Raw genomic sequence first — 16,249 nt, 5'->3', positions numbered from 1 at the left:
CGGGCGGATCGAATGGTTGAGTCGCAACGAGAACGGTGCGCTCGTGACGTGACCGGGTGTGTCATAGCCATTTGAGGGATCGGGGCGCTGGGCGAATCGGCTCCGGTGTTCCGCTGGCCGGCGCCGTGTCAGACGATGATCAACGAGTGGCAAAATGAGTGTGACGGCATCGTCATGAGCGCCTCACAACGCACATCACACACATCGACAAGTGTTGCGGCTCAGGCGTCCTTCTTCACTGGCTCCAGGATCGCCACGCACTCCATGTGGTGCGTCATCGGGAAGGTGTCGGCTGGGTCTGGCTGAAGATAAGTACAGGTCAGACGCTATTTGATGTGCGCCATTGCGCCGACTTCCGTGGCCCGAGCGTCATTTGAGCGTCAAGAGAAGGAGGGCTTGGGCGAGCGTCAGGTTTCGATCGGTTGTCGGCCGAGTGGGGGTTTTCACGCTGCGTGAGGGGAGTGTGTCGCCGTCAATCCGGCAGCGCTATGGGCGGTAGCGTCCTTCCTTAGGCGCTGGTGCGGCAAAGAGCGATGGGGCATCTGGTCGTTCCGATCAGATGCCCCGAAGAGACCAGTCGGCGCTGTGACCTGCTGCCTTTGCCGAGTTCGGACTGCTGGCCTGCGCAAGTAGCCTTTCGGCTCTCTCGCGACCGTGCCCGTTGATGCAGCCGCGAGTCCCAGAGAATTCCCACTGCCAGCAGCCACTCTTTCGGCTCTATGTAAAGTGTGGGAGCGCGGTGTGGGCTGGTCCGTGTGCATCGGTGATCTGCCCTGGACGATCGGCAATGTGTCCTGCTCGAAAGCCTGGCCGCCGGCGAAGAATCCCATGCCTGGGCGCCGGGTGAATGGCCCTCGGCGTATGCCCTCCGCGACCGTGGCCTCCTGAAAATCAGTTCGCGATTCTGATGGGGTGCCAGGTGCTCAATCTGGCAGGCCATGCGCCGACGAGGTGGCCGGTATCGACGGGCACAACAGGGAAGCGACGCTGAGCGTTCGGTGCGCTGATTCCGACTGGTTAGGCTTCCCCCAGCGGGTGCAACTGAGCTGATTTGAAGACTGCCTGAACTCTTAGCGGTGACCGAGGCGAGGGTGGATTGTCGTGTGCTTCGTGAGTTCTCGACGCGGCTATCGCAGTGATGTCTCGGATAACCAGGGACGTTGATCGAGCCTATGTTCGCGGCCCGTCGAGCCGCCCGGGCCGGCCTGGCAACGAGACGCTTGTTCGACGAGCCCGTAGTCTTGCATCTAAGCGTAACGAAGGTCTGGGCTGACAGCGGCGCCAGCACAGCGTCTTCCTATACAGAGTCGCCCGAGGGTTCGACGTCGAGGTCGTGAAACGATCTGTCACCAAAGGGCGGTGCACATTCCTGTATGAGGTGGGCCAGCCCCGGACCCCCAAGGGGAATTCTGGCAAGGTGCCCAAAGGGCAATCGCCGTGCAGTCCTCACCGCCGCCGTTACAGCCCTGCTCTCGGAGGGCTCCAGACGTTTCGTGCCCTGGGTGAGCCCGACGAGCAGGTTTTCGGCACGCAGTGCACGCCTGCCTTGGCGAGCGTCGATGGACCGTTGGTGCGGGCTGCCGTCACGCCGCGGTGGTACGAGCGATCTCGGCTGCCGTCGGCACGGGAACGACCTCGATACTTACCCCGCGAGTAGTGAGCTCCCTGGCTGTCTGGTGGAGCGTGATTTGGGAGAAGGCGAAAAGCGAGTCAGGGGTGAAAGTGGCTCCGGACCTGTGCCGGACCGCAAGGATCAGCCGACGAGGTGTGAAGTCCTCGGCCAGCCTGATTCTCCTGTCGCTGTCCCGTGCGACCCGGCGGACGAACTGGCAGCGCGCCTCCGGTGAGTTGATGAGAAGGTCGACGGCGACCTGCGCTTGCCCGAGGAGGTGGCTGAAAGAGCCGGAGGAGCCGGACTGCTTGACGAGGATAAGGGTACCGTCCGGAGTCAGCAGGTCGCAGATTTCGACCCGGTCGGTGCGCTTGAGGGGGTTATTGATGAACGCGCCGTCGAGGAACAGCCAATCGGGCCGGGCCTTTGAGACCGCTCGATTGTAGGCGCGCTCGTTCGCGCTTTCGGGCCAGTGCGGCAGGCCGTACACGGCGGCATGGGTGAACATCTGTCGCAGGTTGTCTCGGACGGAGTCGATGTAGTAGGCGCCGAGCTCGTACCAGCCTCCGTCCAGAAGGCAGTACCGCCGTGGACCGAGGGAGACATCGGCCTGGATCCAGTCCAGGGCGTGGGTGGTTGCCAGCGGGACGGAGGATCTGGGTGACGGGTCGCGGTGGAGGGTCACCGTGCCGTCGCGAAGGGCGGCGATACGGGTGCCGGGGCGGTGGATCCTGGCCCGGGTGAGGACGTACTCCAGGTCGAAGTCGTCGCAAAGGTAAGCCTCGGTGCTGCCGATGCAGGTCCGGTATGCGGTGGCCTCGGCATAAGTCTCGTGCAGGTCGAGGGGTACGGAGAACGAGATCCGTCCGTCGGCGGGGGCCCCGAGCAGACGGTCGAGGGCGGCCTCGAGTGCGGCGAGGGTGACGGTGTCGGTGACCGGGACGATGTGGTCGACGAATTCCAGCTCGGGGTGCGGGATGTCGTCCTTGCAGACCCGGGTGATCGTGCGCAGGTCCTCGACCAGGTCGGCCGGCTCGATGCCGAGCGGGAGCCGCAGGCCGACACCGCCTTGGGCGGTGCAGGCTCGGCCGTTGGCGTGGCGGCTTCGGGTGAGCGGGACGTCGTCGAGGTGGCCGCCGAGGTGGCGGACCACCCGTGCCTGGTCGCGGATGCCGAGTGCCGGGACCGAGGTGCCGGCGGCTACCAGGGAGATATCGGTGCGCGGCCGGCCAAGCGCTTTGGTGACGGCACCGCTGATGTGCCGGGGGTCGATCATGCGGATGGCGAAGCGGAGGCCGAACCGCTTGTCCTTGAGGGCATCTGGAACCAGGCGGTATCCGTTGCCACAGGTGACGGCGTAGACCTGCCCGTCGACGGCGAGGAGTAGCAGGGCTCCGGTGCGTCGGACAGGTTCGAAGACTGTGATTCCGGTGGTACGGGCGTTGGCGGCGCACCAGGTGTCGGCGACGTCCTCTTTGCCGTAGGTGAGGTAGATCGCGGGCACGCAGAGGACCACGGGGTGGTGCAGTTCGGCTCCCAGCCGGTCGAGCTGTTCGTGGTTGAGGGCCTCAAACATCGCCTCGGGGGTCGGGGAGACGGTGGGGAGTCGATAGACGGTGCGGACTGCGGTGTGGGTGGCCATGGGGAGTTCTCCGAGCGTCTGCGGGGCCGGTGCAAGAAGGCTGACGAAGTTTCACCTGTATACGCAGAACGATGACAGTTGTATGTGTATGTTGTCAACGCAACGTCGATGTTCCCGTAGGTGGGCCACTGCGTGTACGGTGGCCACATGTCGGACCAAGCTGCCCCCGCCACCGGCCCCCTCGTCACCGGATCAGAGATCGCGAGGCTGGCTGGCGTCACCCGCGCCGCCGTGTCCAATTGGCGGCGCCGCTACGAGGACTTCCCTGCGCCCTCGGGAGGTGGGGCGAGCAGCCCCCTGTTTGCGCTAACCGAAGTCCAGGCGTGGCTGGAGAAGCAGCGGAAGGGGCAGGAGGTCTCGGTCGAGGTCCAGGTCTGGCAGGAGCTGCGGGCAGCCTACGGAGAGGACATGATCGCCGGACTCGCCGATGTGGCCGAGCTGCTCTCCGAAGCGCACGGTCGACGGCTGCCGGGGTTGCGCCTGCCGCCAGAGGCCGTGGCGCGCGTCCGTTCACTCGCCGAAACGGAGCGGCCCGTTGACGTCGTGAACGCACTGACCGAACGTTTCGCCGACGCCGTACGGCGCGCCGGGTCGGATCAGGTGACGTCCCCCCGCCTGGCCCTCGCCGTACGACACTTCGCGCCGCCGCTGCCGCCCGGGGCGACGGTCTTCGATCCTGCCTGCGGCATCGGGCTGTTGCTCTTCTCCGTCGCCGGGCAGGCCGGGGCGCTCTGCCGCGGGCAGGAGGCCGATGCTGACTCCGCGCGGCTCGCCAGGCTCCGTGCCGCCCTGTCGTCGATGCCCGACACGCGGATCGAGACGGGCGACTCGCTCCGTGACGACCGATGGTCCGACCTCCGGGCCGAACTCGTGGTCTGTGATCCTCCGGTGGGTGTCACCGGATGGGGCCGCGAGGAACTCCTTCTCGATCCACGCTGGGAACTCGGCACCCCGTCCAAGGCGGAGGGCGAACTTGCCTGGCTGCAGCACGCCTACGCACACACCGCGCCGGGCGGGCACGTTGTGATCGTGCTGCCCGCCTCGGTCGCCTACCGCAAGGCCGGGCGAAGGATCAGGGCCGAGCTGGTCCGCAGGGGTATCCTCACCCAGGTTGTCGCCCTGCCGCCGGGCACGGCCTCCTCGCACGCCCTCCCCGTTCACCTCTGGACTCTGCGTCGTCCCGGGCCGGCCGACGTCTCCCCGGCCACGGTGCGGATGGTGGACCTCACCGCCAACGACCCCGATGGCAGCCTCGCCCCCCGCCCCGAGCAGATCGTGGACGTCCCTTCGATCGGTCTCCTCGACGACATCGTCGACCTCACCCCGGGCAGCCACCTACAAGCCGTGCACCGCGACTACTCCGGCGAGTTCACGGCCCTCCGTGGCGATCTGGAGGAGCAGCTGCACCGTCTGGCCGCACTGCTGCCTCAGCTGCGGCCCGGTACGGGGGCAGGCTCGCTCGACGGTGCCACGGCGGGCGTCGCCGAACTTCTCCGGGCAGGCCTCGTGACCTACGAAGGCCCGGAGCCGGTCTCCGCCAGCGACCAGCTCGACACCGATTACCTCCAGGGCTTCCTGCGCAGCCCGGCCAACACCCGCCGTGCCACCAGTGCCTCCGGCACCTACCGGTTGGAGGCCAAGGGTGCCAGAATTCCGCAACTGGCCATTGAGGAACAGCGCCGCTACGGTGCGGCCTTCCGGGAGCTCACTGAATTCGAGGCGACGATGCGGGCCGTGTCCGAGCTCAGTCGTCGGCTCGCCGAGCTGGCGCGCGACGGACTCTCCTCCGGCGCTCTCGCCCCGGAGGACTGAGGACATTCGGCGGGGCGGCTCTGGGAGGCGGAGCCGCCGCGGTGCCGGGCCGCGCAGCCCCGGAGACACCCATTCACACCTGGGTCGGGAGGAAATCGCTCGGTCTTCCGGTCCAGGTCACGTTCAGTGCCTCGCGCGCTCTGGTGCAGGCGACGAAGAGCAGGCAACGCTCGCGCAGGAGGTCGGCTTCGTGCTGCGGTGCGTCCGCCTCCAGCGGGGTGATCCCGCGGGCGAAGGGCACAGTTCCCTTCGTGACACCGAGCACGGAGACCGCTCTGAACTCCAGCCCCTTCATGGCATGCATCGTGGCCAGCCGGACCCCTGGCGTCTCTGCGACGACCTGCCCCTTCACCCGCACCACCGGGATCCCGGCGTCCTTCAGCCGGGACTCCGCCGCGTCCAGTGCCTGGTTGAACCGGGCGCTTACTCCGATCTCGTGAGGTGCGAGCCCTTCACCGATCCAGGCCCGTACCCGGTCCACGAGAGCGACGTATTCCTCCGGCTGGGTGTCGTACCTGCCGGCCTCGGGGCGGCGGCCGCGCAGCAGCGAGCGGTAGCCGGCCAGGGAGTCGGCTCCGTCGCCTTCTAGGGCGTCCACGCTGACCGGTGCGAGCAGCCGCGCCGACCAGACCAGGATCTCCTCGGTGGAGCGGTAGTTGAGACGCAGTCGGAAGCTGCGGCCGGCGGTGGCGATCCCCAGCGAGCTGAGCGACACCCGTGAGTCGTAGATGCGTTGGTGCGGGTCGCCGGTGAGGAACAGATCGTCGGGACCGGGGGTGACGGCGGCCCGGAGCACCCGCCACTGCGCGGGGTGCAGGTCCTGCGCCTCGTCCACCACGACATGGTCGTACGGGGCGGGGCCGACGGCGAGCAGATCGGCCGCCCGGGCACAGACCCGCAGGTGGGTGGTGGCACCGCGCTCCAGCAGCAGCTTCTCGAACCACTCGACGCCGTTCCACACGAGCTCGCGCCTGGCTGCTCCGAGGCCGGTCCCGCGTCCGCGCCGGCTCGCCGCGAGATAGCCGTCCAGATCACGGATGTCCTGGCCGAGCACCACGTGACGGTACTCCTGCGCCAGGAAGCGGGCGTGGAACGGCAGATCCAGCTGCTTGACCGCCTTCTCCCAGAGCTGCCGCTGGTCGCGGTCGCCCATCGGCTTCGGGGTGACGCTGGTGTGCTGCCGCACGACACCGTTGGCATAGGCGTCGACGGTCGTGACATCGACCCGGGAGAGGAGGAGTTCCTCGCCTTCGAGGAGGAGACTGAGCGTGTCGCGCAGTCCGGCGGCCAGCGCGTTGGTGTACGTCGTCAGCAGGATCCGGCTGTCCGGTGACCGCCTCAGCAGGTGCCGGACCCGGTGCAGTGCGGCCACCGTCTTCCCCGTCCCCGGGCCGCCGGTTACCTGCACCGGGCCGCCGTACGAGGTGCGGTGGGCGATCCGCCGTTGGGAAGGGTGTAGGAAGACCCGCCAAGCCGCGAACGGTTTCGCCAGGATCTCCTCTAGCTCCTGAGGGCCAGTGACGAGGCGGATCCTGGCGGTGGTGTTGCTGATGACGGTGGCCAGGTCCTCGTCCGGCTCGGGCGGTGCGTCCACCGGGCGGCGTACGGCCACCACGTCCCGGTAGACCTCCTCCGGCGAGAATCCTTCCGCGAGGTACTGGAGGACCTCGAGCTGGTCCTCGGGCAGCAGCGTCGCGAACGCCTCCAGCTGCGCCTTGTCCGCCATGGAGCGCGCCGCACGCAACACCTGGGCGTCGATGCCCAGTTCGCGCAGGGCCCCGTCGGAGACACCGGAGAACAGCAGCTTCGGCGCCTTGCGGGACGCCGTCTCGTACAGAGGGGTCAGCTGGTCCAGTGCGACCGCGTCGCGTACCTCCAGGCCGCGGGTGGCGCTGTTCGTGCTGTACAGGCGTTTCGCCGCCCAGGTGTAGGCGTCGTCGTGCGGCAGCACACGGACGAGGAGGAAAAGATCGCTGCCATCGTCCGGCGCGAGGACCACGCCGCGCCAGAAGTCGGTGATCCGTATGGTGCGCATCCGCCGGTCACGGGCGTTTTCCACGGATTCCAGATGCAGCCCCTTGTCAGCGTTGAGCTCTGCCACGGTCAGGGCCTGGAACTTCGTCATGGCCTTGCGAACGCCGGCCCGGACCGGCTTCTCCAGGGTGTCGAATCCGTCCCAGAAGCTCTGGGCGAAGGCGAGTCGGGGCATGGGCCGTGGGCCCCCTTTCCGTGGGTGTCAGGCGGTGGGCCCGGCCAGGCGGGCGGCGAGCTCCCGGAAGGTCCGCAGCAGCGCCGCGGGTTCCGAGGTCAGGTCGAGACTGTGTTGGAACAGCCGTAGGCCGCTGGTGCCGCGGACCTCGGTCGTCCGCTCGGGCAGGCGGCCAGCCGCGTACACCAGATGCGCCTCGCGCAGGCCGAGCACGGTGGCGTAGGCGAGCGCCTGGTACAGGTCGGCGTTCGGGTAGCCGTGGGCCCGGTGAGGCTTCTCAATCTTGTACTTGGCGTCGACGACGGCGACAGGTGCACGCCCCTCCGCGCCGTACACCACCAGATCTGGCTTCATCCGGACCTGGCCGCCCGGGTCGAGAGCGTGTACGTCCTGCAGCCGCGCCGTCAGGCCGTACTCCCGGAGGGCCTCGCGCAGTGCGACCGTCACGAAGTCCTCGAAGAGCTGGTTCATGTCGAGTAGGAAGCCGTCCAGGGCGAGCGGGCCGGTCCGGTGCTCGGGCGAGGTGGAGCGCAGTACGGCCTCGGCGAGTAGCAGGGCGGGCTGGTAGCGGGAGTTGAGACGGGATGGCTGCCAGTGCGGCAGGTCCTGGCCGCGGACCAGGGGGCCGGCGTCCGCGAGGCGGGTGCGCTGGTGGGCGAGACGGCGGCGTACCGGCCCGGGAACGGATGGCAGACGCAGCAGCCGTTCCACCGCTGCGCGCAGGATGCGGTTCTCGGCGGTGTCGGCGGTGTACGCGTCGTAGACGATCTCGGCGGGCGGCATGCGGCCGAAGTGGAGCCGGATCTGCTCGGCCTCCCGCAGTCGGCCCCGGACCACCTGGGCGGACTCCACCGTCTCCCGGTAGCCCTGGAGCACCCCTTGCCGCAGCGCCGCGTCGATCTGCCGCTCCACCGCGTAGGCGAGCGCGGGTACCACCTCGTCGTGCTCGCCGGTGTCGACTGTGCCCTCACGTCTGTCGCGCCAGGCACCACCCGGATCGAGGCTGAAGCCGAGCAGGAAGAACAGCCGCCCCACCGGTGTCTTGGGCGCGATCCGCAGGACCGTCCCGCCCGGCAGCCGGACCGCACCGACCTGGTGGCCCGCCCGCAGCCGCCAGTGTCCGGGTCGCTCGGGGTCCGGCGCGGCACTGTCGAGGAACTTCGCCGCGACGAGGGCCCGCCCGGTGGACGCGTCCAGCGGTACGGACAAGGCGGCGCCGTACTCCCGCAGTGTGATCTCGCCCGGGACGTAGCTGAATGTTCGGCCCGCGCCGTCTGCCGCGTTGCGGTCGGCGATCACGGCCGGGACGCCACTGTGCGCCGCGACGGCACCGCCCGCCGCGTTCCCGCTCATGACCGCCGGGTCCGCTCGCGCAGCGCGTCCAGGCCGTAGCGGGCGGCGATGTCGATGCCCTCGCCGTAGTGGTGCTCCTCAAGGAGGGGGAGGATCTTGGTACGCCAGGTCCGGTCGAGGCCGCCCTCGCGGTATACGCCGGGCTTCATCAGGTAGGACGGGCCGATGGCGAAGTCGGGGTCGTCGATCGCTATGTTGAGGGCGTCGAGCAGGCGGGCCGGCTCGGAGTCCTTGCCCTCGCGCTCCAGCCAGCGGGTGAGGAGACCAGCAGTGGGCTCCACGCGGGGGGAGAGCTCCACAAAGGCGAATCGGCGCCGCATCGCAGCGTCCACCAGCGCGATCGACCGGTCCGCGGTGTTCATGGTGCCGATCACGTACAAGTTCGGCGGCAGCCCGAAGTCGTCCCCGGAGTAGGTCAGTCGCACCGAGTGCTTGCGGTACTCCAGGAGAAAGTACAGCTCGCCGAAGACCTTTGCCAGATTGGCCCGGTTGATCTCGTCGATGATCAGGAAGTGCGGCACATGCCGGTTGCCCTCCTCGGAGGCGGTGTCGGCGAGCTCGCGCAGCGGTCCCGCCGTCAGCCGGAAGGCGACCTCCCGCGTGTCGGGGTCCTCGACCGGCCGGAAACCCTCGAAGAAGTCCTCGTACGCGTACGACGGATGGAACTGGACGATCTTGACCTGCTCCGGGCCGCCGCCGAAGTACTCGGCCAGCTTCAGCGCCAGATACGTCTTTCCGGTGCCGGGCGGCCCGTAGAGAACTATCTGCCGCTCGTCGAGAAGGAGTTCACGCAGTTCGTCGAGGAAGGAGCGGTCGTGGACGAGGAGCTTCCGGGCGAATTCGTCAGTGACCTTGGGGAAGGTCAGGACGCGCTGCTCGGAGGATTCCAGGACCTGCCCGGCCTGCTCCGGCGCTGTCCCCGGGCCGCCGGTGAGCGCGGTGAGCTGCTCCAGGACGGGGGTCAGGTCGACCACGTCGTGCTGGGCGGAGAGCTTCTGCTGCACCTCCTCCGGCAGCTCCTCGTACGGATGGGCGGTCTCTTGCCAGGTCACCGGGCGCCGGAGGTTGGAGAGCCTGCCGGGGGAGCCCGACTGCACCAGGTCGCCGGTGATCCGCCCGAGGTGGAGCAGGCCGTCGCTGAGGGTGGCGACGGTATCGCCGATCCGCATCTGAGTGAAGAAGGCGTGCAGTTCTTCGACGAGACCGCGCTTCTGGTGGTACGTCGCCGAGCCCTCGTAACCCTCCTCGACGAAGCGGCGCAGCACGCTCTTGGTCGGGTCGGGCTCGTCCACCTGCGGCAGATGGGGTGCGCCGATCGAGACGAAGCCCTCCTTCAGCCAGAGCCGGCGGACCAGGTTGTGCCCGGAGACGTTGTTCCCCCGCACTAGCCAGGCCTTCTGCGGGGCCCGCCAGCTCTGCGGCAGGAAGTCGCCGAGACGGTGGCCGTCCTCGGTGCTGCGCCAAGTGCCAGGGCCGGTGGCTCCGTAGCCGAGGACCAGCGAGGCCGCGGCGGACGGTGAGTTGCACACGATGTCACAAGAGGCGGTCCAGGTACCGGGCCGGGGGCCGTCGGCCAGCGTCCCGTTCTCCCGCAGTTCGGCCCGGAGCCGGCGTGAAGATTCACTCAGCCCTGGCCAGTTCTCCGCCGAAACCGCGGACCCCGTGCTCACCAGGAACTTGTGCGAGCCGTTGTCACCAGCCACGGTGAGCAGGAAGCCGTGAGCCTCCCCGGCACCCTTGGGCAGGGTGATCCGGAAGCCCGGGAAGCCGGGAAGTCGGTCGGGGAGCTGCGGCATGGGACCTTCCGGGATGCGGGTGGTTCAGGTGACACGAAGTGCGTCCAGCCTACGTGTTGACGGTGTCAATCGGTAGGTGCGGTGTACTCGATGCTCACCACGCTCCGTTCGATTACCGGCGCTCGGGGAACACCTGGGCGCTGTCCCGCTGCTTGCGCTCCGCCGCGCTGGGTGCCTGCGAGTGACCGGCGAGCTCGTTCAGTTTCACGTGCAGCGCGTCCTGGGCGGCGTAGTCCCCGCGAGAGGCCGCGGCGCACAGGTCGTCCCAGGCGGTCAGGATGGGGCGGCGTACGGACTCCGGGAAGCGGCCGAGCTCGGCGTCATGGGCGGCGAGCATGGATCGCCAGGTCGTGATGTCGAGCTGCCGCCACAGGCCGCGGGCGTGCTCCGTCGCTGCGCGCAGCGCGGGCAGATTCGGCCGTTCGCGTGCCGCATCCAAGGCGCGCCGTGCGTCAGCCAGCTCTTCGGCTGGCGCGCCGAGGCCCAGCTCCCGGCCCCGGCGTGCGGCTATGGACGCGTTGGCCGACCAGCCGCGGGCGTCCCGGCACGTCTCCACCGTGTCGCGAGCTTCGTCGAGGAATCCGTCGAGGGACCGGCCGAGTGGTTCCCCGCGCACGATCGCGGTGAGCTGTTCTGTCAGTTCCGTGAAGGCGTCGCGCTCCGCGGCCTTGAGTTCGTCACCGAAGTCGGAGACATGGGTACGGATCTTCTCCAGCAAGTGAGCGGCTTTGCGGCCGATTCCATCGGAGACGGCGCTGCGGCGCAGCCGCACTCCCTGTTCCTCACCGTCGCCGACTCGGTAGGCGAGGTGCAGGGTGCGGTTCTCGTCGATCCGTGCCCGAAGCTCCAGCCGCTCTGCGCTTCCGGAGCCCAGGCCGAGGAGCTGGGTGTGCTGCCCGCAGAACTCGTTGCGTTCATGGGACTTCTCGTGCGGCCCCTCGATGAATCGGAAGGTCAGCGCGGTGGCGCCATCCGGCCGGACCTGAAGGTCCTCGATGTTCCGCCAGGTGGTCGGGTACGTCGTTCCGGCGGGGAAGACGACCGCGACGGTTCCGTCGTGAAGCGCGAGGCCCAGGTTCTGGGCGGTGACCTGCTCCGGCTGGTCGGTCTGGAAAGGTGTGTCACAGGCCGAACACGCCTTCAGGCCGGTGGCGTTGATCATCTGGCACTTGAGGTTGGGGCACTTCAGTCCACCCGCGTCCAGTGGCTCGTCACAGAGCCGGCACACGGTGGACGAGGTCGAGTTCTGCTCGCCGCAGTGTGGGCACTCGGCGCGGGACGCGACGGGAGCGGCCGCCCGCAGCCCGGAGAGGTCTTCGGCACAGACCGGACAGCTCATGGTCCCCTCGGCGGCGGGCACATGGCAGCCAGTGCAGTCGACTGCCGCCGTCCCGAGCAGCGAGGCGCCGCAGTCGGGGCAGGCGCTCTCGGTGAGCGGGATCCCGGTGGTCAGGCACAGCTCGGAGGGGCAGGCGAGACCGGACGCGAGCCCGGCCTCGATGCCGGCGCCCAGCGCGACGGCGGACATGGGGTCGATTCCGCTGTGGACCTTCTCCTCACCGAACAGTTCGGCCAGGCGGCGGCGGACCAGCGGGATTCGGGTCGAGCCGCCGACGAGCAGGACCTTGTCGATGTCCTCGATCGTCCTGGACGCGTCGCGCAACACGCCGCGGGTGAGCTCCAGGGTGTGGTCGATCTTGGCACCGATCAGCTCCTCGAATTCGTCGCGGGTGACCTGTCCCGTCCAGGAGCCGCCGTTCTTTCCGAGCGGCGCGAGGATGATCTCTACTGCGGTGACATCCGAGAGTTCGATCTTGGTGCGTTCGGCGGCGGCGCGGATCCGTGCCGCGTCGCCGGTCCCGGAGAGGTCATGGCCGCCGAGGCGCTTCTCGGTGAGCATCCGGTACAGCGCGGAGTCGAAGTCGGCCCCGCCGAGCGACTTGTCCCCGCCGAGCTTGTACACCCGGAAGTACCCCGACCCGATGATCAGCAGGGACACGTCGAAGGTGCCGCCGCCGAGGTCGTACACGAGCACCGAGCACATGTCGTCGTCATCCTCGACCTCGACGAGGCGCTCCACCCCGAAGGCGTGGGCCGCCGCGCTCGGTTCGGGCAGGATCCGTGCGACGGTGAAGCCCGCAAGCTCCCCGGCCTCCCGCACCGCCGCGTATTGCGGTTCCGTGAAGTACGCCGGGACGGTGATCACGGCGCGCGGGAAGGGTTCGCCGGCGGTGTTCTCGGCGTCCGTGCGCAGCCGCCGCAGCAGGATCGCCGAGATCTGTACGGGCGTCAGCCAGTGGGCGCCGAGCCGGATCTCGACCCCGCCGTCCGTGGACTCCCGTACCGGCGGCGCGTCCGCGGGCCGCTCGTCGAGCAGCCGCTTTACGTCGGTGTCGGCATGGCGGCGGCCGATCAGCCGCTTCACCTCGATGATCACGGAGCCGGGTAGGTGGTCGCGCACGCCGAGCGCCTCGCTGCCCACCAGGAGGGACCCGTCGGCGCCGGTGCCGACGGCGGACACCGTGGCCTGCTCGCCGTGACGGTTCGGGAGGACCATCGGAACGCCGCCATCCATCCAGACGGTGACGGAGTTGGTGGTGCCGAGGTCGATTCCGAGTGTGCGGTACGGCATGACGTGCCCTTCGGGTGGCAGGGACGGGGGGCGGGCGTGGAGTGGGTTCAGCGGCGGCGCTTGGAAGGCTTGCGGGGCAGCGGCTGCCGGCGCCGGGCGCGGCTGGTGCGGCGCGGCTGGTTCCGGCGCTCCCGCGTGGGTCCGCCGTCGGAGGGCGCGGCGGGTGTCGACTGTTCGGCGGCTGGCGCGGGCGCGGGCCCGGGTACGGCGAGGACGACATCGGCACGGCGTAGGCAGTCGGTCCCGCGGCGGAAGCCGATAAGGGTCTCCCGCAGGACGGTCCCCCCGGGGGCGGTCGGATGCGGCTCGGTGCCCGTCGCCCGTGCCTCCACCGGGTCGGGGATCTTCCCGACGAGGTTCATGGGATGCACGCCGTGGCGGGCGAGCTCGGCCCGGAGCATCCGATGAGCGGCGTCCGTCTGTTGTTGCACGGCGGTTGCGAGCTGTCCGGTACGGCCTGTCCCTGAGCGGTCGAACTGCTCGGACCGGTTCGCTGTGTCGGCGAGGAGATCGTCGAGTGGCAGCAACGCGCTCAGAAGGTCGGTCAGTTGGGCCACGGCCTCCTCGCGTTTACGGGAGAGGGCCGCGACGCGGACGCGCAGCTTGCGCAGCTCGTCGTTGCCGGTCGGGGTAGTGGTCACTTGGGTGCGGGGCCTCTCGGAGCTGCGGACGGAGGGAGGGGTGGTGTGAGTAGTTCACTGACGAGGGCGTCGATCGGGGTGAGGGCCGCGTCGTGGGCAGCCTTCAGGGCGCGCTCGCGGTCCGGGTTCCGATCGCGGCGGGCCCGGGAGGTCTCCACGGCCACTTGCTTCGCGAGGTTCCCCTGGCTGATGCCCGGCCCGGCACGCGGAAGGAGTTCGAACACGGTGGGGCCGAAGGAGGGCATCGGTGTGGGGGAGTGCGCGGTCACAGGGTCTCCTGGATGTACGGCGGGTCGTCCGGGTCCGGTGTTCCGGGTGAGTCGAAGAGGCCGGGGAACAGCACCGGCCCGAGCGGGAGGGAGATCTGCCGGCTGGCCTTCAACTTCAACGCGGAAGCGGCGCGTTCATCACGTACGGCACCGGCGGGGTCGCCGTCGGCACGGCGGTCGCGGGCGCGCCGGTGGTACGCGACGGCGACGAGCTGGTCGTACTCCGCGGAGCGGCGCGGGGTGATCAGCAGCCCGCCCTGGAGGGTGATCAGCTCGGAGAAGCGTCCGGTGTCGACCAGTTCGGCGGCGAACGGCAGGACGGTCTCCAGCGCCTGCCGCTCCTTCTTCTCGCCGGTGACCTGCGCGAAGGACGCGGCGGCGGAGAGCAGCAGAGGGACCTGCCGGGTGTAGTCGCCGGACCGTGTTCCGAGCTGCCGGACGGCTGCGTCGTGCAGGAGGCGGGCGATGTCACCGTCGTCGGCCTGTTCTCCCCACTCGTCCTCGGAGGGCTGGACCTCCGCCAGTTGCCGCAGGACCCGACGGGCCTCGCTCTTCTTCCCGTCGAGCGTCTTCCGCACGGCCCGTTCGATCATCCGGTCGCAGTACCAGAAGTGCACCTCGTGCAGATTCTCGGCCGGGTTCTCCGCATGGAACCCGCGGCGCAGAAGTTCCCCGACCTGTTGCAGGTCGGGCTGCTTGCCCGGCCTGTTTCCCGTGACTACGGAAGCGATGTCGGCGAGATCCAGTGCGTCCAGCGCGGCCTGTGCCATCGGATCGCCGGGGCGTACGCACAGCGCCCGTTGGAAGCGGGCACGGCCCTGATCCGTGTCCCTTGCCCCCAGCGCCTCCGTGCCGCGCCGGACCAGGGAGGCTGCCAGCTCCTTGGCGAGGGCGGTGTCACCAGGAGCGAGCGCGTGCGCTGACTCCAGCCAGAGGATGCGCTGGACGAGCGCGGCCCGCTGGTAGCCGTTGCCGTTCCGGCCGGCGCTCAGTCCGGCCTTGCGGGCCATCTCGTGGTGGTGCTGGTCGAGTACGAAGCCGAGGCTGGCGGCCGAGGTGAGGTCGGTGAGGGTGTCCTGCCAGTCGCCCTTCGCGAACTGCGCGCGGGCCCTGGCGGCCAGGGCGTCGGCGAGGAGCGGTGCGCAGGCTCGGTGGGTGTCGGAGTCCGCCTGCCAGGTGGCGGGTTCACCGTGACGGCGGGTGTACGCGGTGAGCAGGGCGCGGTGTTCACCGTATGCCGCCAGTTGCTCGATGGCGGTGTCCACGGTGACAGGGGAGCCTGCCCAGGGCCGGCCTCCGAGCAGCAGCCCCAAGCACGGGGGAGCGGTGTCGGGGGTGGGCGGCTGCCAGGTGTCGACGTCGCACCGGCAGCCGAGATCGCCGGACCACTCTTCGTCCCAGACGTCGAGCCGGTCGTCGTCGCATTGGCCGAAGCAGTCCTCGGTCCGGAGATAGGCGCGTTCGCCGCTGTACTCGGACTTCTCGACCTTCCAGACGGTTTCCCAGGCGTCGAGGACATCGCGGCCGTGGAGTTCGTCGGCCGAACGGAATGCAGTACGGATCCGCTTCGTCAGGGTGTCGCATGCGGACCGCCAGTCCTCGGCGCTGAGGGGAGCGCCGCGCCGTGCGGTCACCATGTCTTTGAAACGGAGCGGGTCATTGCTGTCGAGCAGCAGGTGCCAGATGGCGATGGCGAAGACCGCGTGAGCCGGATCGGCCTTCTCGCTCTGGGCGAGCGACCTCAGCGTGCCGACCGCGAGCGCGTGCAGCACAGCGGTGCGGCGGTTTCCGGACGGATCGGGGACGGCGTCGAGGACCTCGCCGATCGCACCCTGGCGGGCCGCCTGCCACACCAGGCGCCACAGCGCGTGTGCCGGGCAGCATCGGCAAGGGGCCTCGCCGGACGTGGCGTCCGGAGCGTCGAGCACGGTGCGGACGTCGCAGTCGCAGCCGAGGTCGCAGGGCTGGTCCTCACCGCTCGCGGGCGGAGTGCTGCCGAACACCGCGAGCCAGCGGTGGACTGCCTCGGGCCAGTTGCCCGCGCGTTCGGCGAGCAGGGCGCGCAGTGCGTCGTAGGAGGCGCGGTCGTCCACAGAAAGGCCGGGATGGTCTGCGGAGATCCGGTCCAACAGGTTGAGCGTGCGCGCGAAATTACCCGTGCTGTGGGCGTGTTCGGCCTGACGGAGCATGCGGGTGGCGTCGGTGGCGTTCAAGCAGGTCCCCCATGTGCACGTGGTGCGTGGCTGACCCTATGTGGCGTCTGTTGGCTCGGTCAACGGACCG

Annotated in this window: 9 protein-coding genes; 1 reads left to right on the top strand and 8 read right to left on the bottom strand. The window is 69.3% G+C overall.

Features of this window, described 5'->3' with window-relative positions:
• Positions 1–1,583: 1,583 nt before the first annotated feature.
• Complete coding sequence (locus ABZ348_RS12975; protein ID WP_358932280.1) at positions 1,584–3,254, bottom strand: TIGR04141 family sporadically distributed protein; 1,671 nt, start codon at positions 3,252–3,254, stop codon at positions 1,584–1,586.
• A 147-nt stretch (positions 3,255–3,401) separates the two neighbouring features.
• On the opposite strand from ABZ348_RS12975, the gene ABZ348_RS12970 reads away from it, so the two are divergent.
• Positions 3,402–5,066 carry an N-6 DNA methylase gene (locus ABZ348_RS12970; protein ID WP_358932279.1) on the top strand — a complete coding sequence of 555 codons (1,665 nt, stop codon included), beginning with the start codon at positions 3,402–3,404 and terminating at the stop codon, positions 5,064–5,066.
• A gap of 73 nt (positions 5,067–5,139) precedes the next feature.
• Here ABZ348_RS12970 and ABZ348_RS12965 read toward each other — a convergent pair whose 3' ends face one another.
• From ABZ348_RS12965 to ABZ348_RS12935, 7 genes are all read right to left on the bottom strand, one after another.
• Positions 5,140–7,275 (bottom strand): UvrD-helicase domain-containing protein, encoded by a 2,136-nt coding sequence (locus tag ABZ348_RS12965; protein WP_358932278.1) that lies wholly within the window; start codon positions 7,273–7,275, stop codon positions 5,140–5,142.
• Between the two features lie 27 nt (positions 7,276–7,302).
• Positions 7,303–8,628: a restriction endonuclease gene (locus ABZ348_RS12960; protein ID WP_358932276.1), complete on the bottom strand. Its 1,326-nt coding sequence runs from the start codon at positions 8,626–8,628 to the stop codon at positions 7,303–7,305.
• Positions 8,625–10,424, bottom strand: coding sequence for an AAA family ATPase (locus ABZ348_RS12955; protein WP_358932274.1), 1,800 nt, complete (start codon positions 10,422–10,424; stop codon positions 8,625–8,627). Before ABZ348_RS12955 ends, ABZ348_RS12960 begins: the two co-directional genes overlap by 4 nt.
• A gap of 112 nt (positions 10,425–10,536) precedes the next feature.
• A complete protein-coding gene (locus tag ABZ348_RS12950) occupies positions 10,537–13,056 on the bottom strand; it encodes an Hsp70 family protein (RefSeq protein ID WP_358932272.1) in 2,520 nt (839 codons plus the stop codon).
• Positions 13,057–13,103: 47 nt separating this feature from the next.
• Positions 13,104–13,697, bottom strand: coding sequence for a nucleotide exchange factor GrpE (gene grpE / locus ABZ348_RS12945; RefSeq protein WP_358932270.1), 594 nt, complete (start codon positions 13,695–13,697; stop codon positions 13,104–13,106).
• Positions 13,694–13,966, bottom strand: a complete 273-nt coding sequence (locus ABZ348_RS12940; protein WP_358932268.1) for a hypothetical protein — start codon at positions 13,964–13,966, stop codon at positions 13,694–13,696. The genes grpE and ABZ348_RS12940 overlap by 4 nt, the downstream gene beginning before the upstream one ends.
• Positions 13,963–16,179: a hypothetical protein gene (locus tag ABZ348_RS12935; protein WP_358932266.1), complete on the bottom strand. Its 2,217-nt coding sequence runs from the start codon at positions 16,177–16,179 to the stop codon at positions 13,963–13,965. Before ABZ348_RS12935 ends, ABZ348_RS12940 begins: the two co-directional genes overlap by 4 nt.
• Positions 16,180–16,249: the final 70 nt, after the last annotated feature.

Source organism: Streptomyces sp. NPDC005963 (assembly GCF_040638655.1).
Lineage (GTDB): Bacteria > Actinomycetota > Actinomycetes > Streptomycetales > Streptomycetaceae > Streptomyces.
Note: the sequence above shows the minus strand (reverse complement) of the source record. Positions and strands in the feature narration are given on the sequence as shown.